Source organism: Streptococcus sp. HMSC063B03 (assembly GCF_001836965.1).
GTDB lineage: Bacteria > Bacillota > Bacilli > Lactobacillales > Streptococcaceae > Streptococcus > Streptococcus pneumoniae_F.
The window spans coordinates 1,782-20,475 of sequence record NZ_KV831018.1 but is presented as its reverse complement, the minus strand read 5'-3'; the positions used below and the strand labels follow the sequence as shown (position 1 = coordinate 20,475).

Below are 18,694 nucleotides of genomic sequence, written 5' to 3'. Positions count from 1 at the left end.
AACGTTACGGTTACCATCTATTATACCATGAAATTTCTTAAGAACCAAAACTCTTGAAGAAGTTGACAATGGCTTGCCAGAGGGAGCTTAAGAAGTTCCCGCCATCCTCTAGCGCCTTATCCGCATCAAAGTTAAGGTTGATATTTTTAAAACTGTCGCCAGCTTGTGAAACAATACTTTGTTTAAGGTCATTCAAGGTTTTAGTGAAGTCTGTATTACTGAGGATATCACTCTTTGAGAGATTCAAAGCAAAGTTGATGATGATATTGATCTGGTTTCCTGTTATAACCTGATCAAGTTTGTAATTTTTTAAGGTATCTTCAACAATTTTGCGGACATCTTCCTCTGTCAGATTTCCCTTGCTTTCTTTAGCTTTGGCGAGTCCTGACTTGATATCAGCTAGGGCAACGTTTAATTTATTAGCATCATAGCCTGACTTATCCTTGTTTTCAGCATTGATATCTGACAAAGCCTTCAACTCTTCTTGAGCCAAGTCTTTATTGGCTTGTGGCACCTTGGCTCCATTAGCTTCTAGCGAATAATAAATCCCGGCTAAGGCACTCTCACCTGTAACTGGAATAGGTGCTGCTACAGTGATTTTGGCGTGTTCCACACCCAAAGTTACGGCTGCATTGCGGTACATATCCTGAGTCACCTTAGTGATGTTTTCTGGTGTTTCAATCTTGACCTCAAGTGGCGACTTGTCACCTAGTTTTTGAATCTTGGCTGATGAATACAGTTGTAAGCTAGAGTCATTTGCCACATTCATAATCTTAGAATAGACATCAGGTGTCATGGTCTTGAGTTCTTTGGTATCTGTTGAGGCATTGTAGCCCAGTTTTTTTAGAGTTTGATTTTTTTGATCTTCAGACAATGATGAACCTAGGACATATTCAGGTTGGACGTAGGTTTCATCGATAACTTTTTGAACATCTGTTGCTGCATGGGCGCTATTCATAGCTGTTACTGCCCACAAGACCGCAGCACTAGTCAGAAAGAGTTTCTTTCTCATAGGGATTTTCCTCCTTTACCTTTCTAGAGTAATATATATATCTTAAAGAAAACTTATAACAAAAACACCTGGGCTAGCCAGATGTCGAAAAGAGAGTAAAACATTTGATGATGTAAAGGTTGAATTGCACCTGTCTAGAATAGTAATAGTTTCCTCCATTTACATAGAGTTCGGCACCGTGAAAAATGGAAATGGGGTGCATATAACTATAAGTCTTTCCAGTGGTATTGCCAAGCAAGGGAGCAACAGTATCACGAGAGTACTGTTTGGCCAGTGCTAGGGTGTTTTCCTTACCATTTTGGGCGATAAAATCGATATAGGCAGGTCCAAAATTATAGGCTTGAACAGCTGTCCAGACATCAACACCCTTCTTCTGGGCCAGATAGAGATTGTCTGTCAGAGTTTGAACGCCTTGCCGAATGCTAGAGGCATTATCATTAATGGTATTGGTAGCGCCACTAGCAGACTCACTAGACTGCATAACATCGCCTTCTTTTCCTTTTGTTTCAGTATAAATCATAGCGAGCACAAGCTCTTCGTTTGCTGGGGTGTCTTTTTCACTCAAAATTTCGCGCACCATGGGTTGATAGGTCATGACTTGCTTGACATCTTGGTGAACGCGGTAAGCTTTATAGCCAGCAAAAAGGAAGACTGCTAGTACAAGCACTCTTCGAATTCGTTTAAACATTATTTACTTTGGATATCCTCGATATTTTTGATTAAGATAGAGTAGGTTCCATTGTCGTTTTGGATAAACTCAACAGACTCGGCATCTTGATAGACGTTATTGGGAACGATGAGCTCAATTCCATTTGACAAGGAAAGTTTTTGGTTTTCAAATTTTTTAAGCTGACGACTGGCATCAATTTCATCAAACTGAACAGGCTCTGGTACGGCTTCTTTGACTTGATCAATAAAGCTCAAACGAGCCGTCAGATTATTGTCAAAAAGGTCGTTGGCCAATTTTTCAGGTGACAACTCATTGCTTTCTTCTAGGTTGTTAAAAATAGCTGATTTGACCTTGGATTGAAATTGAAAGTCATCTGTGTTAAAAGATTCAGCAATTCTCTGGGCCGTTTTTTCCAGTTCTTTGATAGATTTCTTGGGTGAAATCTTAGGAGCAACAGCAAGAAGATTATCTGAAAAATAGTTCAAAAAAGTCCCGTTGTACTTGATTCGTTTTTCAATCAGATGGTACTTGCGACTCTGAAGATTGACCACCAAGGCCTCATCAGCACCCGTTCCAAATCCAGGCAGGTTATTCTGAGTCAGCTTGATTGGATTATCAACTTCTCCTCCGAGGTGGGTCAAAGTCTCCCTCAGGGAAATTCGTAAGAAAGCAAAATGTTCTACACCTTCTTTAGAAAATTGCACAAAAATCAAGTCATTGGTCTTGAGATTTTCGGAAATGCTGAACTCCTCTTTCCAGAGATTAGCCAGTGTTACTGATGTCTCCAACAAATCGTCTGTGATGTGATTGAAGAAGGGATTTTCTTCCTCGAAAATCCCAGTCTTGGCTTCATCTGAATACACACGTTCAATTTTTTTGCGCAGGTATTCTTCGATTTTTGGAGTGATATTGAGAAACTTATCCGCTAGAAACAGCTCGGTATCATCCGGGCTAAACTGATGGATAATGGCTTTCTTAATATAAATGTCCATAAAAGTTTTAGTCCTCGTATAATGGGAAGGCATCTGTCAATGCTTTGACATCGCTTCTCACTTCTTCTAAGACAGCTTCATTTCCTGCATTCTTAAGGGTTTTAATGATAAGTTCAGCCACTTTGCGACTTTCTTCTTCACCAAATCCACGTGCAGTAATAGCTGCTGCTCCGATACGAATCCCACTTGTCTTGAATGGTGATAAGCTTTCGTAAGGGATTGAGTTTTTATTTAGGGTAATATTGACTTCATCCAGCAAGTTTTGAGCAACTTTTCCGTTTTCTACAACCTTAGTCACATCCACTAGGAAGAGGTGGTTTTCAGTTCCGCCAGAAATGATACGGAAATCAGGGTCTTGCAAGAAGACATCCGCCATAGTCTTGCTGTTCTTGATAACAATGGTAGCATATTCCTTGAAAGCTGGATCCAAAACTTCTTTGAAAGAAACAGCTTTAGCTGCTACAACATGCTCCAAAGGACCACCCTGAATACCTGGGAAAATAGCTGAATTGATTTTCTTAGCAAGTTCTTCGTCATTAGTCAAAATCAAACCACCACGAGGTCCACGAAGGGTTTTGTGAGTCGTTGTTGTAGTGATATGAGCATATGGCACTGGACTTGGGTGAAGACCAGCAGCAACCAAACCAGCGATATGGGCCATGTCTACCATGAGCTTAGCCCCAACAGCATCTGCGATTTCACGGAATTTTGAAAAGTCGATAATTTGAGAATAGGCTGAAGCACCTGCTACGATCAATTTTGGTTTTACTTCTTGGGCTTGTTTCAAGATAGCATCAAAATCCAAGAGTTCCGTTTCAGGATCTACACTATAAGAAACAAAGTTGTAGGTTTGACCTGAGAAGCTAACTGGAGCTCCGTGGGTCAAGTGTCCACCTGCTGCCAAATCCATCCCCATAACGGTATCACCTGGCTCAATCAAGGCCATGTAAGCCGCACAGTTGGCTTGGCTTCCTGAGTGTGGTTGGACATTGGCAAATTTAGCGCCGAAAATTTCTTTTGCACGTTCAATAGCTAGACTTTCTACCACGTCTACCACATCTGTTCCACCATAATAACGGTGGCCTGGGTAGCCTTCGGCGTATTTATTCGTCAAGATAGACCCTTGAGCTGCCATAACAGCCTTGGAAACCACGTTTTCCGAAGCAATCAACTCAATGTTGTTTTGTTGGCGTTCTTCTTCTTTGGCAATAGCATTCCAGAGATCAGCATCATATGCTTTAAAATCATCTTTGTCAAAAATCATAGGTCTTCTCCTTTTATTGTGTGACTAGTCCTTTAGTTTGTTTTACAACAAGAAAATAAACTAAAAGATGCGAATAAACCGTTTCTGCACTTTATCACAAGTATAACCAACTTTTTCATAAAATGCATGAGCACCCAGACGATGATCGGCAGAGTTTAGGCGGATAAACCCATAACCACGTCTTTTTGCTTCTTGATCCAACCCTTGCAGTAATCTTTTACCAATACCTTGTCCTTGCGCTTGAGGTAAAACTGCTAAGGCTAAGATATTAAATCCTGCTTTGGAATAAAGGGATTCGTAAACCTCGGCGTGGACATATCCAAGCAAGGCATGACTAGCTGCATCCTCATAACCAAGTAGGAAATGATGGGAATCCTGAGATAATCTAGCTAGTTGACTAGCTGTGTCCTCTGGACTAAAAGAATAGCCCAAAGCCTCTTGGTTGATGTCACATATAGCTTTCACATCAGTTTCTCTTAAATCTCTTAGCATCTCATTCCTCCTCAAAAGAAATCTCTGGCAACCGAGCAAGAATATCTTCTCGCTTAATGGCCCCTTGGCGTAAGATTTTCACCTTGTCTCCAGACAAGTCCAAAATAGTCGAATCTTGTCCAGTTAGAAAAACATCGTCTTCCAGACCCAAAACCTCTTGGTCAAAATCCTTCAGAATCTGATCAAAGGTTACACCACTTGCATGACCTGAGATATTAGCAGACGGCCCAATCAAAGGACCTGTCTCTCGAATCAAATCAAGGGTAATGGGATGACTAGGCATCCGAAATCCAACAGTTGCAAGACCAGAATTGACCCAATAGGGAACTCGGTCATTGGCTTCAAGGATAATGGTCAAGGGACCTGGTAAAAAGGTCTCTACAAGTTTTTGAAGATAAGCTGGCTGATTCTTTGAAAAGTGCAAGATATCCTCTAAAAAGGCAATATTGAGATTGAGTGCCTTGTCTCTGGGACGACGTTTAATCTGGTATACATGATTAACTGCTTTTTTGTCTAGAGCCTTGGCAAAAAGACCGTAAACTGTCTCTGTAGGTAGAACGACAGCTCCACCCTTTTCCAACTCTTGTCTAATCCTGTCCATCATCAACTACAACCATCCTATCTTGACCAAACTGATCCTTGAGTGTTCGAACTCTTTTTTCAGGAAGATGTTTCCTAAAGAGTTCGGGAACACTTTGACCTTGCTTGTATCCAATTTCAAGGTAAATCTTACCACCATCTTTGAGATAGTCTTTTGCATCTTCCGCAATTCTACGGTAAATAGCTAGGCCATCCTCATCTGCAAAGAGAGCTAGATGAGGCTCTGAATGCAAAACATTCAAGCCGACCTCTGACTCATCTTCACGAGAGATATAGGGTGGATTGGAAACAATTATATCATATTTTTCAGAAATTTCTGTAAAACAGTCAGATTTTTTTAAAAATATTTGAAGATTTTGATTTTTAGCATTTTCATTAGCTACATCTAAAGCATCTTGGGAAATATCTGCTGCTGTCACTGACCAATCTGGTCTGTTTTTTGCTAAGGCGAGAGCAATAGCTCCACTACCTGTTCCAATATCCAGAACTGAAAGATTCGTCTCATGATTTTCAGCCAAGATAAGCTCCACCAACTCCTCTGTCTCTGGACGAGGAATCAAAACTCGTTCATCAACTGTTAACTGCATACCAAAGAAATCTGCATGACCGATGATGTACTGTGCCGGTTTATGAGCTGCTAGCTGTTGGAAAATTCCTTTAACAAAAAATTCTTCCTCTTCCGTAACTTCCTGCTGAAGTGCAAAGACAAGGTCCGTAAAAGATAGATTTTTTAGGCTACGATAGACAAAAGAGAGGCTTTCAGCTTCCTCTCCTTGTCTTATCAACTCTTCTTCAAAATCTGAAAATAATTGAGCTAATTTCATTATTTGTTTAATTCTTCTAATTTTTGTGTTTGGTCATAAAGCACCAAGGCATCCACAACTTCGTCCAATTTACCAGACAAGATGGTATCTAGTTTTTGGAGGGTCAAGCCGATACGGTGGTCTGTGACACGGTTTTGTGGGAAATTATAAGTACGGATTCGTTCTGAACGGTCACCAGTACCGATTGTTGACTTGCGCTCAGCGTCTTGTTCATCCTGAGCAATTTGTGCAAAGTGGTCAGCAACACGCGCACGGATGATTTTCATGGCCTTCTCACGGTTCTTCTGCTGGGTACGTTCTTCCTGCATCTCAACCTTGATATTGGTTGGCAAGTGAACGATACGAACGGCAGTCGCAACCTTATTGACGTTCTGTCCACCAGCACCAGAGGCGTGGTAGATGTCAACACGAAGGTCTTTTGGATCAATATCATATTCAACCTCTTCAACTTCTGGCATAACAAGGACTGTCGCTGTCGAAGTATGGACACGACCTTGGCTTTCTGTCACAGGAACACGTTGCACACGGTGGGCACCTGATTCGTACTTAAGCTTAGAGTAAACAGACTGACCTGAAACCATGGCAACGACTTCTTTGAAACCACCAACACCGTTCATAGAAGCTTCCATAACTTCAAAGCGCCAGCCTTGGGCTTCAGCGTACTTTTGGTACATAGTTAGAAGGTCTCCAGCGAAAAGTGCCGCTTCGTCACCACCAGCCGCTCCACGAATTTCAAGGATGATGTTCTTGTCATCGTTTGGATCCTTTGGAAGGAGCAAGATTTTCAGTTTTTCTTCGTATTCTTCTTTTTCAGCCTTTGCATCTTTGAGCTCTTGCTTGGCCATTTCTTCCAAGTCCGCATCTCCGCCTGATTCCTTAATCATCTCTTCAGCGTCAACGATGTTTTGAAGGACTTGTTTGTATTCTCGGTAAGCCGTCACTGTATCACGGCTTGAAGCCTCTTCTTTTGAGAGCTCCATGAAACGCTTGGTGTCCGAGACCACATCCGGGTCACTCAGCAACTCTCCTAATTCTTCATAACGGTCTTCTACAGCTTGTAGTTGATCATAGATATTCATTTTTTCTCCTTATTTCTCAATTGTTAAATCATAGATTGCTACTACTTCATTCTCGGATATTTCCCCAGTTTCTTTAAATCCATAACTGAGGTAACAAGATCTTGCATGTTCATTTTCTGGTTCATAAGACAACCAAAGTTTATTGCTTAAACCTGCTGGCGCTGTCCGAACATAGTCTAGTACTTTATCCATAATTGGTTTAAAATATCCTTGATTTTGAAAATTCTTATCAATCATAAAACGAAATAGTAAATAATTTCCACTACTAATTCCGATCTTTTTATCATAAGCTATCATCACAAAACCTATAATTGCATCATTATCATAAACTGCCATTGGAGCTACAAAATCTCCATTTTTAGTGTAGACGTATGCTTCAGCTAAACTAATTGCGTTTGTTGCAATGAATTGTTTTTGATATTCTTTGACATCCAAATTCAAAACATCAAAATAATTTCCCATTGTAACATCTCTTAGTTCAATTGTCATAGTTTTGCTCCTTGTTAGAGATTATCATTGGCGCAAAATAATGTTTACGGCAAACTGAGATATAGGTTTCGTTACCACCAATCTGGATCTGTTCTCCATCATAAACGGGCAGTCCATCATGTGTACGCAACACCATAGTCGCCTTTTTCTTACAATATTGGCAAATGGTCTTAATCTCGTCAATTTTATCCGCTAAGAGCAAGAGGTATTTTGAACCTTCGAACAACTCATTTCGAAAGTCATTCTTCAAACCAAAAGCCATGACAGGTATGTCTAACTCATCAACAACACGAGCTAGGTCGTAAACATGGTGACGCTTGAGAAACTGGGCCTCATCAACTAGCACACAGTAAGGTTTTTCAGATAAATCTCGGATATAACCAAAGATATCTGTCGTTTCCTCAATCGCAAGGGCAGGGCGTTTCATACCAATTCGACTCGATACATAGCCAACACCGTCACGCGTATCCAGAGCCGAGGTCATAATGACAACACCTTTTCCTTGCTCCTCATAGTTATAGGCCACCTTGAGAATCTCAATCGTCTTACCTGAGTTCATGGTCCCATAACGATAATACAACTGTGCCATGTTTCTTGCTTCACGTCCATTTCTAAATTTTTGCTACATTCTAGTATATCATAATTTTCTTAAGCTTTAAACGGCAAAATGTGGTAAAATAGAAGAAATCAAAAACTAGTGGAGGAAGCTATTATGCCATTTGTACGCATCGATTTATTTGAAGGACGCACGCTCGAGCAAAAGAAGGCTCTTGCTAAGGAAGTAACAGAAGCTGTTGTTCGCAACACTGGAGCACCTCAATCTGCTGTCCATGTCATCATCAACGACATGCCAGAAGGAACTTACTTCCCTCAAGGTGAAATGCGCACCAAATAATCTAGCTTAAGCAGAATTGCTTAGGCTTTTTCAATCTCCAAGTAGCATCCATTGAAGAAATAGTCCAAATTTGTTACAATTTGAAAAGAGACTTGGAAAAATTTCCAAGAAAAGAGCTATTAATTAAAGGAAACATTATGATTACACGTGAATTTGATACCATCGCTGCTATCTCTACTCCACTAGGCGAAGGGGCTATCGGTATTGTCCGTCTGAGCGGAACAGAAAGTTTTGCTATTGCGCAAAAGATTTTTAAAGGAAAAGACTTGAGCAAGGTTACTAGCCATACCCTTAACTACGGTCACATTATTGATCCTCAGACAGGAAAAGTCATGGACGAGGTTATGGTTGGAGCTATGAAGTCTCCAAAGACTTTCACTCGTGAAGATATTATCGAGATTAACACCCACGGTGGGATTGCAGTGACCAATGAAATTCTCCAGCTAGCTATCCGTGAAGGAGCTCGATTGGCTGAACCTGGTGAATTTACCAAACGTGCCTTCCTAAATGGACGTGTGGACTTGACTCAGGCTGAGGCGGTGATGGATATCATCCGCGCCAAGACAGACAAGGCCATGAACATTGCGGTCAAACAACTTGATGGTTCCCTTTCTGACCTGATTAATAATACCCGTCAAGAAATCCTCAATACACTTGCCCAAGTCGAGGTCAATATTGATTATCCTGAGTACGACGATGTTGAGGAAGCCACTACTGCTGTTGTCCGTGAGAAGACTATGGAGTTTGAGCAATTGCTAACTAATCTCCTTAGGACAGCCCGTCGCGGTAAAATCCTTCGTGAAGGAATTTCCACAGCAATCATCGGCCGTCCCAATGTTGGGAAATCCAGCCTTCTCAACAACCTCTTGCGTGAGGACAAGGCTATCGTCACAGATATTGCTGGTACAACCCGTGATGTCATCGAAGAATACGTCAACATCAACGGTGTTCCTCTCAAATTGATTGACACAGCTGGTATTCGTGAAACGGATGATATCGTTGAACAAATTGGAGTTGAGCGTTCGAAAAAAGCTCTTAAGGAAGCTGACTTAGTTCTTCTAGTGCTAAATTCCAGTGAACCACTGACTGTTCAAGACAGACAACTCTTAGAAATCAGTCAGGATACCAACCGAATTATACTTCTAAATAAAACCGACCTACCAGAAACGATTGAAACTTCGAAACTGCCTGAAGACGTTATTCGTATTTCAGTTCTTAAAAATCAAAACATCGATAAAATCGAAGAGAGAATCAACAACCTCTTCTTTGAAAATGCTGGTTTTGTTGAGCAAGACGCTACTTACTTGTCTAACGCACGTCACATTTCCTTAATTGAAAAGGCTGTTGAAAGCCTTCAAGCTGTTAATGAAGGTCTGGAACTGGGGATGCCAGTTGACTTGCTTCAAGTTGACTTGACTCGTACTTGGGAAATCCTCGGAGAAATCACTGGGGATGCTGCTCCTGATGAACTCATTACCCAACTCTTTAGCCAATTCTGTTTAGGAAAATAAGAAATCCATGATCGTTCATTCGGTCATGGATTTTATTGTCTTTATTAGTAATCTGGTCTTAAGACACCTGTTACAGTTGCCTTAGTTGCTTCGTAGTCGCCATCTACAACAACCTTGATAATGCGTTTGGCATCTTCTTCTGGTGCTGGAACAAGAGGTAGACGAGTTGGACCAGCTTCAAATCCCATATAGTTGAGAACGGCCTTGACAGGAGCAGGACTTGGATAAGAGAAGAGAGCATTAACTTTAGGAATGAACTTACGCTGAATTGCTGCGGCTTTCTTCATATCGCTTTCTTCAATGGCCATAAACATCTCGTGCATTTCATCCCCATTTGTATGGGAGGCAACAGAAATAACCCCATCTGCACCAAGGTTCATGGCATGGAAAGCATCTCCATCTTCACCAGTATACACTAAGAACTCTTCTGGTTTGTGCTCAATCAAGTAAGCCATATTAGCCAAGCTAGTACATTCTTTGACACCAATAATATTTGGATGATCAGCCAAGCGAAGCATGGTTTCTGGAGTCAACTCGACAACCACACGACCTGGAATATTATAGATAATAATAGGTAAGTCAGAAGCATCCGCAATCGCCTTAAAGTGCTGATACATTCCTTCTTGAGAAGGTTTGTTGTAGTAAGGTACAATAGCAAGCCCAGCAGCAAAACCACCAAATTCCGCGACTTCTTTGACAAACTCAATAGAGTCACGCGTATCATTGGTACCCACACCCGCAATCAAAGGAACACGTCCATTGACAACTTTTTGTACAGCCGCAAAGAGCTCCAACTCTTCATCGTGGGTCAAGGTTGGACTCTCAGCAGTGGTACCTGCGAGAAGAATTCCATCCGTATGATGCGCCAACAGATGCTCAATCAAGGCTGGAATGGCATCAAAGTTGATGGAACCATCCTCGTGGAAGGGAGTAATAAAGGCTGTGATGATTTTACACTCTTTTAAATCTTGATAAGACATGAGAAACACCTCTCTATTTCAAAGAAGGAGTTCATCTGAACTCCTAAACGATATGACTATTTTAATTCAAATTTCAATTCAGCTGTTGGACGAACCAAGTCACGTTCATGAAGGGTTTCAGCAATCTGAACTGAGTTCCAAGCAGCACCTTTGAGCAGGTTATCAGAAACAACCCACATGTGGATTCCTTTTTCTGCATCCAAGTCTTTACGGATACGACCAACAAAGGTATCACGAGAACCCACTGCATTGATGGCTTGCGGATAGATTTGATGAGCCACATCATCTTCAAGAACAGCACCTGGGAAGGCTGCGATAGCTGCTTTCACTTCTTCGATTGGAGCCACTTCTTTTGTTTCGATGTAAACAGACTCAGAGTGAGCTGATAAGACTGGAATACGCACACATGTTGCAGATACTGCAATGCTATCATCTTCCATGATTTTCTTAGTTTCCTTAGTCATCTTCATCTCTTCGTAAGTGTAATCATTGTCAGTGAAGACATCAATTTGTGGAAGAGCATTGAAGGCGATAGGATAGTGTTTCTTGTCACCACCTGAAGGCAAGATTTCCGCATGCAAATCACGTGGGGTTACACCATCATTCAAGACTTCACGAAGTTCACGTTGTGTCTCAAGAATTGCTCCCATACCAGCACCTGAAACTGCTTGGTAAGTTGAAACAATGATACGGTCCAAGCCCCATTTTTGGCGAACTGGCTCGAGAGCTACCATCATTTGGATTGTTGAACAGTTAGGGCAGGCAATGATTCCGTTGTGAGCATCAAGTGCATGAGCATTGACCTCTGGAACAACCAAAGGAACATCTGGATTTTGACGGAAGTAAGATGTATTATCTACTACTACCGCTCCAGCTTTCACTGCGTATGGTGCATACTTAGCTGATGTAGAACCACCTGCTGAAAAGAGTGCAATATCAACTCCTTCAAAAGCTGTTTCAGTCGTCTCTTCAATCGTAATATCTTGATCTTTAAATTTCAAAGTCTTGCCTGCTGAACGTGCAGAAGCAAGTAAACGAATTTTATCGATTGGAAGTGTTGATTCTTCCAACATTTTTATCATCTGAGCTCCGACAGCACCTGTCGCGCCGACTACAGCAACTGTATATCCCATAAATAACCTCTTTCGGAATTTTCTAAAAATTTCTATAATAGATGTATTATACTACTTTTTCCATAAATTGCAAAGCTTTTTCATCATTTTTTGGAAAATAAAAATCCCCAGTCGCTAGACTAGGGACTAAGAGGCATCTTCATGTGATGAGCAGGTTCACACAACTCATCAAGGTCCGCTCCTGCGTTATGACCTCCTTATGCTCAATAGTAGTCCGAAGACTACCTATCGACTCATCGCGTCTATTATATTACTAGAAATAAGTGGTTTTGTCAATAAGAAATTTTTGCAGGATGACTTTTATTATGTAAAAGTCAGAATTTTTTCTCGCGAGCATAAGAAAAAAACTCTTGTGTTCAAGAGTTTCCCTGTAAATATCATGCTAATTGCCGGGATTGAACCGGCGACCTCATCCTTACCATGGATGCGCTCTGCCAACTGAGCTAAATCAGCTTACTTAAAAAGTATACTATAGTTAGAAAATCTTGTCAAGTTTCCTTAGATATTTTCCATAAGAAAAAGCCAGGTAATAGCTACCTAGCTTTTCTGGTTCTATTTAGTTAAATCGATTCGACGACCAATTTTACCAATAATAATCGCTCCAATAATCAATGAGGCAAATTCACCAATCCCTGTTGTAAACCAAGTAAGGAAAAATGGTAATTGCGCTACGATATTCAACTCGGCAGCGATAGTAAACATAGAAATTGAAAAGAGGATTGAGAAGAAGAAATGATCTTTTCGAATCAAACCGTTAAAAAGATAATCCTTGCTGTATTTTGCAAAAAGCCAAACACCTAGACTGAGGAATACTAAGGTTGATCCACCACCAACAAAGACATCTAGCGGTCCGAAGCTAAAGAAATTAGCAATCATACAACCGATAGTAACTCCGATGATGTACTTAGGATTGTAAAAAGCCATAAAGTTCATCATTTCTGAAATACGAAACTGATAAGCACCATAGCTGATGGCATTTAGGGGTGGTGTGACAGTTAAAACGACATAGATAGCAGCAACGATTGCAATATCTGCTACATCACGAATGGTTAATTTTTTCATCTTTTCTCCTTTGGCGGTTTCCCGCGTATAATATGCTTGGTGAAAGAAGCTAAGCACCAAGGGTTGCTTGAATCAACCTTACTAGTATAGCACAATAGCCTGCTTTATGCTATACTAAAAGCATGAAAAAACGCATTCAAAGTCTCTTCGTGAATGAGCTCTTAGCCTATCTTTTTTTTGGTATAGCTACTACTCTTGTCTCCATTCTATCTAGATTAGTCATTTATCAACTAACTCATAGAGAACTCCTTGCTACTGGACTAGCAAATAGTATCGGTATCCTGTTTGCATTTATTACAAATGATACAATCGTATTTAAACAAGATAGGCAGAATTGGCCAAACCGTTTAGTGAAATTTACTCTGGCACGTCTTTCTACTTTTCTTTTAGACTTGTTTTTAACTTTTCTCTTTGTAACTCAGTTTCCTAATATTATCGGGCAATTTGTAAATTATAATATTAATAAGGTTAATAGTGTTGAAACAGTTATTGCACAATTCTCAATAATTATCCTCAATTACATTTTTAGTAAGGTATTTATTTTTAAAAAATAAGAAAAATTTTAAACATATAGCTTGCAAGAATTTCTTAATTAATATATAATTAAGTGTAAAAATTTTTTGAAAGGAAATTATGAAAATGTTAAAAGATCTTAAAGCATTCTTGCTTCGTGGTAATGTTGTTGACCTTGCTGTCGGTGTGATCATTGCTACTGCTTTTGGTGCAATCGTTACATCACTTGTTAACGATATCATCACTCCACTTATTTTGAATCCAGCCTTGGAAGCTGCGAAAGTACAAAACATTGCTGAGCTTGCTTGGAATGGTGTTACATATGGTAAATTCTTGAGCGCTGTTATCAACTTCCTAGTTATCGGTACTGTTCTCTTCTTTGTAATCAAAGGTATTGAAAAAGCTCAAAGTCTTACTAAGAAAGAAGCTGCTGAGGAAGCTCCAGCTGGTCCAACTGAGTTGGAAGTACTTCAAGAAATCAAAGCCCTTCTTGAGAAAAAATAATCAATTAAAAGGATCTAGCACAAAGCTAAATCCTTTTTTCTTTACTCTTTTGGTAACTTACCTGCTTTTTCAAGCATTTTCTTAATAAGATAAGGCATCTTAACATTTTCCCGACCTTTTTTCTCAATCAGTTTTTTCACAAATTCCGGCATTTGTAAATCTTGAGATTCGGCCAAAATGTTTTTCGTCTCATCTGAAGGAACTAACTCATCAAAGGTTTCTTCTTCTGGGAGAAATTCCTTAAACTCTTGATGTTCATTAGCTCTGACTGTATTAACCAAGGCATCAATCAAACGAGAATCTGTATTTGGCATTGGTGGACGATGATAGTTCACCCCAAATTCCTGACACAAGTCATAACATTCCACATCGTTGTCAAACAAGACTTCAATATGCTCGCTGATGAAGCTGATAGGAACAAAAATATAATGGTCTGGATGTTCTTTCTGCTCTCTAAGATACTCCAAGACATCAGGCTTAATCCATGGAATACCGATATCACTTTCACTTTGCCAAGTATTAGTATATTGCTCAGAACTCAAACCTAGTTTTTCAGCGACTAGCTTGCTATTTTCGAAAATTTGGTCGATATAGGGGTCACCAAAATCCAAGGCAAAAATGGGCACACTATGGGCTGAAAAGATGACTTTAAAGCTATCCTGCTTTACTTCTTCTTTTAAAATCTTAGCAATTTCATCTGCCCAATAGTTTAAGAGCGCTCCTTCTTGATACCAGTCCTTAATGACCAAAAATTGAATTTGCTTGCTTTCTAAAAATTTCTCATAACCCATGACAGAGTAAAAAGAATAATGAGGCTCCAAAATCAAGCAAATACACTGTTCAATGCCGTCTGCTTCCATCTGACCAATCACATCTGGAATAAAGGGTCTAGAAAACTTATTAGCAAAATAAACACTGTATTCATTACCCAGCCTGCCTTCTACCAAGGCAACCTCTTCTCGAGTAATTTTTTGCAGAGGCGTCCCTCCAATTAGTACATAATTATCATAGAGAGTTTGAATCTCGTGGTCTTGAGGTCTCACTCCACGACGAATATTTGTGAAAAAATCAGCCACACCTTCAAAGGTAATCTCTTCTGGCGAACCGAAAGTCATCATTAAAATTGCTTTTTTCATAATCGCTTCCTTGTGATATTTTTATCAAGTTTATTTTATCATTTATCCATTAATAAGTAAACGCAAACCTAGAGAATTTCCCTAACTTCTGTCTTTTGTTTTTCTCTTCTTTCTATGATACAATGGAAAAAATGAATTCAAAAGGAGTTTTTTATGACTTATCCAAATCTCTTGGACCGCTTCTTAACCTACGTTAAGGTCAACACGCGCTCTGATGAACACTCTACTACTACTCCAAGTACGCAGAGTCAGGTTGACTTCGCAACAAATGTTCTAATTCCTGAAATGAAACGTGTTGGACTGCAAAATGTTTACTATCTACCGAATGGTTTTGCAATTGGAACCTTACCAGCCAATGATCCATCTTTAACACGTAAGATTGGCTTTATATCTCACATGGATACTGCTGATTTTAATGCCGAAGGAGTCAATCCCCAGGTAATTGAAAACTACGATGGTGGTATGATTGAACTAGGAAATTCTGGTTTCAAACTCGATCCAGCTGACTTTAAGAGTCTTGAAAAATATCCAGGACAAACACTCATCACAACAGATGGAACAACCTTGCTAGGAGCTGATGACAAGTCAGGCATTGCTGAAATTATGACAGCTATTGAATATCTGACTGCTCACCCTGAAATCAAGCACTGTGAGATTCGTGTTGGCTTTGGTCCAGATGAAGAAATTGGTGTTGGTGCCAATAAATTTGATGCAGAAGATTTCGATGTAGATTTTGCCTATACTGTAGATGGCGGACCTCTCGGAGAACTTCAGTACGAGACCTTTTCAGCAGCTGGGGCTGAATTGCATTTCCAAGGACGCAATGTCCACCCTGGTACTGCCAAAGGGCAAATGGTCAACGCCCTTCAGTTAGCAATTGATTTTCATAATCAACTTCCAGAGAATGACCGACCTGAGTTAACAGAAGGTTACCAAGGCTTCTACCACCTAATGGATGTGACAGGTAGTGTCGAAGAGGCGCGTGCAAGCTACATCATTCGTGATTTTGAAAAAGATACCTTTGAAGCGCGTAAAGCAGCGATGCAGTCTATCGCTGATAAGATGAATCAAGAACTTGGTAGCGACCGTGTCACCCTAAACTTGACAGACCAGTACTACAATATGAAAGAAGTCATTGAAAAAGATATGACTCCAATTACCATTGCCAAAGCCGTTATGGAAGATTTGGGGATTACTCCTATAATCGAACCAATCCGTGGAGGGACAGACGGCTCTAAGATTTCCTTTATGGGAATCCCAACTCCTAATATCTTTGCGGGTGGAGAAAATATGCATGGACGTTTTGAATACGTCAGCCTTCAGACCATGGAACGTGCAGTTGATACCATTATTGGTATCGTAGCTTATAAAGGCTAAAAAGACGAGGTAGCTCAGCTACTTCGCCTTTCTTTTTATTCTGCTGGTTTTTCTTGATTTCCAGTACTTGTTGTAGATTCTGTTGTTTCCTTTTCTGAAGATGATTCAGCAGGTTTAGAATCTGTTGTGTTGCTTGGTTTGTTTTCGTCCCTTGCAGTTTCACTGTTAGATTCTGCAGCCACTGATGTTTCAGTTTCGGAGCTTGTGTTCTCACCATTTGACTCGGCATTTGTCGTTGGAGTTGCTTCTTCACTTGAGCTTGATTTTGACTTGATTTCTTGATTCAAGACTAGAATAGCTTTTGTCAATTCAAGTAAAGCAGCTTTATCTTTACTCTTAGCAGAAAGTTGATCTAGTAAAGCATCTACCTTATCAAAGTCCGCATCAGAACCCTTGTTGTTTTCTAAATAAGAGTGAAGCGACATGAGAATATCGTAGAGTTTTTGATAGAGTACTAGTGTCTGAGGGTCTTGCTCAGCATTTTCCTTTTCTTGTTGAAGGGCGCTAGCGATACGAGTCAAGACATCTTTTACCTGACTGTTTACTTCATCCAAGTCCGCATCAGCCTTGTTTGTGGCAGCTTTGAGATTTTCTACTTCTTCTGCCAAGGATTGTCTGATTCCTTCTTCTTGGATTTGTTCTAAGAGTTGATTTGCCTTGCTCAAGAGGCTTTCTACTTCTTCCTTGCTAACATGATTGACATGTTCTTCAGGCATAAAGTCTCCGTACAATTCTTTCAAGAAGCCATAAATAGCTGTCTTGGCAGTTTGGTTATCAACTTTTTCAGTATCTAGAACTGTCTGAGTCGATTTAGCAGTAGTTGGTTGAGCTTTCAAAGCTTCTTCCACTTCTTGTTTTGCCTGATAGATGCTTGGGAATAGTCTGTTCAATTCTGCTGCCTTAAGGAAAGATTGAGATTGATACAAGGTCCAAGTCAACTGAGCTACTTTGTTCCGAAGTTCATCATTTAAACGACCGTCATTTACGTGTTCGTAGAAATACTTGATGTATTCCACTGTTGTAACACCTGTTCGGTCATTAAAGTCTTGAAGAGCTTGAAGTTGTGATTCAACCGCTGCTAAAGTAGCCTCATCTTTAGCCAATTTAGCTTCTTGGAGTCGAACCAGAAGGTCTTTCTTAGGAAGTCCATAAGAATCTGTATCTAGTGTATTGATTTTATCAATCAAGGCTTGATATTTCTTGTCTAATGGACTTGTTTCAACTGGTTTGACACTTTCATCAATATGGATATATTGCTTATCAAAGAGATCAAGGGTTGCAAGATAACCTGCTGTAGAGTTAGTTGCCAGTTTCTTCATGTTTTCAGTAAATTGACCCAAAGCCAACTCAATCTGTCTTTGTTCGATAGGCTTGTCTTTGTAGATACTTCTGCTATCAGCTAGAAGTTGATCTACTTTTGCCAAAACTGCCTTTTCATCAAAAGCTCCAGGTTGGTAGTTAGATTGAAGAGCTGGAATTTTATTTTTCAAAGCCACTTCATAGCCCTTAGTTTGAACCTTGATGTAGTGATTGTGGTCGCCATGAGGAATCACAAAACTACCATTTTCTACCTGTAAGCTATACGGAGACACACCATCTCGCAAAGCAGTGGTATAGAGTTCATTTAGGAAATCAAGTTCTGGATTGCCAGTTTGGAGTGGAAGTCGCACATGTTCCTTACGAACAGCATATGGGTGGATATGAGTTGGATCGTAGGCTTGGTCTGGATTTCCAAAAACAAAGAAGCCGTTTGAAATTCTAATCGCTTCAAGTGGAACTCCGTATGTTTTAGAAATATAAGCAATCTTTTCTTCATCGCTAGCATCTCTTGAGAAAGACTCTACCGTTTTAGCAAGAGGTTTTACAGGCTCTGCATCATGATGTGTTTTCAAATGGTCTTGTGCAGCCTTAATTTGCTCTGCTGTCAAATCCTTCTTGAAGAAGTAATGATTGTGGTCACCATGACTCATGACAAAGCCTTGATCATCTTCACTTATGACACGATCGGCATCAAAACCGTGATCATGGTCTTCATCATGATGGTGTCCATGATTATCTTCATCGTGATCGTCATCATGAGCTGGATTTGGTGTTGCTGGCGTTTTACTTTTCAGATGATCCTGTGCAGCCTTAATTTGCTCCGCTGTCAAGTCCTTCTTGA

20 protein-coding genes, 1 tRNA gene and 1 riboswitch are annotated in these 18,694 nt (G+C 40.2%); of the genes, 5 read left to right on the top strand and 16 right to left on the bottom strand.

From position 1 onward, the window contains the following. Positions 1-37 precede the first annotated feature (37 nt). The 10 genes from HMPREF2628_RS03375 to HMPREF2628_RS03330 all read right to left on the bottom strand — a co-directional run bounded on the left by HMPREF2628_RS03375 (position 38) and on the right by HMPREF2628_RS03330 (position 8,011). Complete coding sequence (locus tag HMPREF2628_RS03375) at positions 38-1,012, bottom strand: DUF1002 domain-containing protein (RefSeq protein WP_070842334.1); 975 nt, start codon at positions 1,010-1,012, stop codon at positions 38-40. A gap of 73 nt (positions 1,013-1,085) precedes the next feature. Next, positions 1,086-1,700, bottom strand: coding sequence for a cell wall hydrolase Pmp23 (gene pmp23, locus HMPREF2628_RS03370; protein ID WP_070842333.1), 615 nt, complete (start codon positions 1,698-1,700; stop codon positions 1,086-1,088). Next, positions 1,700-2,674 carry a nucleoid-associated protein gene (locus HMPREF2628_RS03365; RefSeq protein ID WP_049487157.1) on the bottom strand — a complete coding sequence of 325 codons (975 nt, stop codon included), beginning with the start codon at positions 2,672-2,674 and terminating at the stop codon, positions 1,700-1,702. Before HMPREF2628_RS03365 ends, pmp23 begins: the two co-directional genes overlap by 1 nt. A 7-nt stretch (positions 2,675-2,681) precedes the next feature. Continuing rightward, on the bottom strand, positions 2,682-3,938 hold the full coding sequence (gene glyA / locus HMPREF2628_RS03360; RefSeq protein WP_070842332.1) for a serine hydroxymethyltransferase: 1,257 nt from the start codon (positions 3,936-3,938) through the stop codon (positions 2,682-2,684). A gap of 60 nt (positions 3,939-3,998) precedes the next feature. Then, complete coding sequence (locus HMPREF2628_RS03355) at positions 3,999-4,430, bottom strand: GNAT family N-acetyltransferase (protein WP_070842331.1); 432 nt, start codon at positions 4,428-4,430, stop codon at positions 3,999-4,001. Position 4,431: 1 nt separating this feature from the next. After that, positions 4,432-5,034 carry an L-threonylcarbamoyladenylate synthase gene (locus tag HMPREF2628_RS03350; protein ID WP_070842330.1) on the bottom strand — a complete coding sequence of 201 codons (603 nt, stop codon included), beginning with the start codon at positions 5,032-5,034 and terminating at the stop codon, positions 4,432-4,434. Next, positions 5,018-5,854: a peptide chain release factor N(5)-glutamine methyltransferase gene (prmC, locus tag HMPREF2628_RS03345; protein WP_070842329.1), complete on the bottom strand. Its 837-nt coding sequence runs from the start codon at positions 5,852-5,854 to the stop codon at positions 5,018-5,020. Before prmC ends, HMPREF2628_RS03350 begins: the two co-directional genes overlap by 17 nt. Beyond that, positions 5,854-6,933: a peptide chain release factor 1 gene (gene prfA, locus HMPREF2628_RS03340; protein ID WP_001028807.1), complete on the bottom strand. Its 1,080-nt coding sequence runs from the start codon at positions 6,931-6,933 to the stop codon at positions 5,854-5,856. The genes prmC and prfA overlap by 1 nt, the downstream gene beginning before the upstream one ends. A 9-nt stretch (positions 6,934-6,942) precedes the next feature. Beyond that, positions 6,943-7,422, bottom strand: a complete 480-nt coding sequence (locus HMPREF2628_RS03335) for a GNAT family N-acetyltransferase (protein WP_049493847.1) — start codon at positions 7,420-7,422, stop codon at positions 6,943-6,945. After that, positions 7,412-8,011 (bottom strand): thymidine kinase, encoded by a 600-nt coding sequence (locus HMPREF2628_RS03330; protein WP_049493848.1) that lies wholly within the window; start codon positions 8,009-8,011, stop codon positions 7,412-7,414. The genes HMPREF2628_RS03335 and HMPREF2628_RS03330 overlap by 11 nt, the downstream gene beginning before the upstream one ends. Before the next feature lie 123 nt (positions 8,012-8,134). Here HMPREF2628_RS03330 and HMPREF2628_RS03325 point away from each other — a divergent pair, with 123 nt between their 5' ends. Continuing rightward, complete coding sequence (locus tag HMPREF2628_RS03325; RefSeq protein ID WP_001117401.1) at positions 8,135-8,317, top strand: 4-oxalocrotonate tautomerase; 183 nt, start codon at positions 8,135-8,137, stop codon at positions 8,315-8,317. A 137-nt stretch (positions 8,318-8,454) separates the two neighbouring features. After that, positions 8,455-9,828: a tRNA uridine-5-carboxymethylaminomethyl(34) synthesis GTPase MnmE gene (gene mnmE, locus HMPREF2628_RS03320; protein WP_070842328.1), complete on the top strand. Its 1,374-nt coding sequence runs from the start codon at positions 8,455-8,457 to the stop codon at positions 9,826-9,828. Between the two features lie 44 nt (positions 9,829-9,872). Here the strand turns inward: mnmE and dapA are convergent, their stop codons facing one another. The 4 genes from dapA to HMPREF2628_RS03300 form a co-directional block, all read right to left on the bottom strand. After that, complete coding sequence (gene dapA, locus HMPREF2628_RS03315; RefSeq protein ID WP_070842327.1) at positions 9,873-10,808, bottom strand: 4-hydroxy-tetrahydrodipicolinate synthase; 936 nt, start codon at positions 10,806-10,808, stop codon at positions 9,873-9,875. 56 nt (positions 10,809-10,864) lie between these two features. Further along, positions 10,865-11,941, bottom strand: a complete 1,077-nt coding sequence (locus tag HMPREF2628_RS03310) for an aspartate-semialdehyde dehydrogenase (protein WP_070842326.1) — start codon at positions 11,939-11,941, stop codon at positions 10,865-10,867. 380 nt (positions 11,942-12,321) lie between these two features. Beyond that, positions 12,322-12,394: transfer RNA gene (locus HMPREF2628_RS03305), tRNA-Thr, on the bottom strand. 99 nt (positions 12,395-12,493) lie between these two features. Continuing rightward, positions 12,494-13,003, bottom strand: coding sequence for a QueT transporter family protein (locus HMPREF2628_RS03300; protein ID WP_070842325.1), 510 nt, complete (start codon positions 13,001-13,003; stop codon positions 12,494-12,496). Then, a riboswitch (PreQ1 riboswitch) is annotated at positions 13,001-13,097 on the bottom strand. (Overlaps the previous gene by 3 nt.) 28 nt (positions 13,098-13,125) lie before the next feature. Here HMPREF2628_RS03300 and HMPREF2628_RS03295 point away from each other — a divergent pair. Together HMPREF2628_RS03295 and mscL are read left to right on the top strand one after the other, a co-directional pair. Then, complete coding sequence (locus tag HMPREF2628_RS03295) at positions 13,126-13,557, top strand: GtrA family protein (RefSeq protein WP_045597103.1); 432 nt, start codon at positions 13,126-13,128, stop codon at positions 13,555-13,557. A gap of 85 nt (positions 13,558-13,642) precedes the next feature. After that, positions 13,643-14,020, top strand: coding sequence for a large conductance mechanosensitive channel protein MscL (mscL, locus tag HMPREF2628_RS03290; RefSeq protein WP_033687014.1), 378 nt, complete (start codon positions 13,643-13,645; stop codon positions 14,018-14,020). Positions 14,021-14,061: 41 nt separating this feature from the next. Here the strand turns inward: mscL and hemH are convergent, their stop codons facing one another. After that, a complete protein-coding gene (gene hemH, locus HMPREF2628_RS03285; RefSeq protein ID WP_070842324.1) occupies positions 14,062-15,156 on the bottom strand; it encodes a ferrochelatase in 1,095 nt (364 codons plus the stop codon). A 153-nt stretch (positions 15,157-15,309) separates the two neighbouring features. Between hemH and pepT the strand changes: the two genes are divergently transcribed. After that, entirely contained in the window at positions 15,310-16,533 is a 1,224-nt protein-coding gene (pepT, locus tag HMPREF2628_RS03280; RefSeq protein WP_070842323.1) for a peptidase T, read from the top strand. A 35-nt stretch (positions 16,534-16,568) separates the two neighbouring features. Here pepT and HMPREF2628_RS10365 read toward each other — a convergent pair. After that, on the bottom strand, positions 16,569-18,694 hold a 2,126-nt coding region (locus HMPREF2628_RS10365), incomplete at its 5' end, for a pneumococcal-type histidine triad protein (RefSeq protein WP_180364267.1).

Bases quoted from the DNA above. Each gene is read 5' to 3' on its own strand.
- prmC (WP_070842329.1), bottom strand. From the start codon at position 5,854: ATGAAATTAGCTCAATTATTTTCAGATTTTGAAGAAGAGTTGATAAGA.
- prfA (WP_001028807.1), bottom strand. From the start codon at position 6,933: ATGAATATCTATGATCAACTACAAGCTGTAGAAGACCGTTATGAAGAA.
- glyA (WP_070842332.1), bottom strand. From the start codon at position 3,938: ATGATTTTTGACAAAGATGATTTTAAAGCATATGATGCTGATCTCTGG.
- HMPREF2628_RS03330 (WP_049493848.1), bottom strand. From the start codon at position 8,011: ATGGCACAGTTGTATTATCGTTATGGGACCATGAACTCAGGTAAGACG.
- dapA (WP_070842327.1), bottom strand. From the start codon at position 10,808: ATGTCTTATCAAGATTTAAAAGAGTGTAAAATCATCACAGCCTTTATT.
- HMPREF2628_RS03335 (WP_049493847.1), bottom strand. From the start codon at position 7,422: ATGACAATTGAACTAAGAGATGTTACAATGGGAAATTATTTTGATGTT.
- HMPREF2628_RS03365 (WP_049487157.1), bottom strand. From the start codon at position 2,674: ATGGACATTTATATTAAGAAAGCCATTATCCATCAGTTTAGCCCGGAT.
- hemH (WP_070842324.1), bottom strand. From the start codon at position 15,156: ATGAAAAAAGCAATTTTAATGATGACTTTCGGTTCGCCAGAAGAGATT.
- HMPREF2628_RS03355 (WP_070842331.1), bottom strand. From the start codon at position 4,430: ATGCTAAGAGATTTAAGAGAAACTGATGTGAAAGCTATATGTGACATC.
- HMPREF2628_RS03300 (WP_070842325.1), bottom strand. From the start codon at position 13,003: ATGAAAAAATTAACCATTCGTGATGTAGCAGATATTGCAATCGTTGCT.
- HMPREF2628_RS03350 (WP_070842330.1), bottom strand. From the start codon at position 5,034: ATGATGGACAGGATTAGACAAGAGTTGGAAAAGGGTGGAGCTGTCGTT.
- HMPREF2628_RS03375 (WP_070842334.1), bottom strand. From the start codon at position 1,012: ATGAGAAAGAAACTCTTTCTGACTAGTGCTGCGGTCTTGTGGGCAGTA.
- mscL (WP_033687014.1), top strand. From the start codon at position 13,643: ATGTTAAAAGATCTTAAAGCATTCTTGCTTCGTGGTAATGTTGTTGAC.
- HMPREF2628_RS03310 (WP_070842326.1), bottom strand. From the start codon at position 11,941: ATGGGATATACAGTTGCTGTAGTCGGCGCGACAGGTGCTGTCGGAGCT.
- mnmE (WP_070842328.1), top strand. From the start codon at position 8,455: ATGATTACACGTGAATTTGATACCATCGCTGCTATCTCTACTCCACTA.
- HMPREF2628_RS03325 (WP_001117401.1), top strand. From the start codon at position 8,135: ATGCCATTTGTACGCATCGATTTATTTGAAGGACGCACGCTCGAGCAA.
- pepT (WP_070842323.1), top strand. From the start codon at position 15,310: ATGACTTATCCAAATCTCTTGGACCGCTTCTTAACCTACGTTAAGGTC.
- HMPREF2628_RS03295 (WP_045597103.1), top strand. From the start codon at position 13,126: ATGAAAAAACGCATTCAAAGTCTCTTCGTGAATGAGCTCTTAGCCTAT.
- pmp23 (WP_070842333.1), bottom strand. From the start codon at position 1,700: ATGTTTAAACGAATTCGAAGAGTGCTTGTACTAGCAGTCTTCCTTTTT.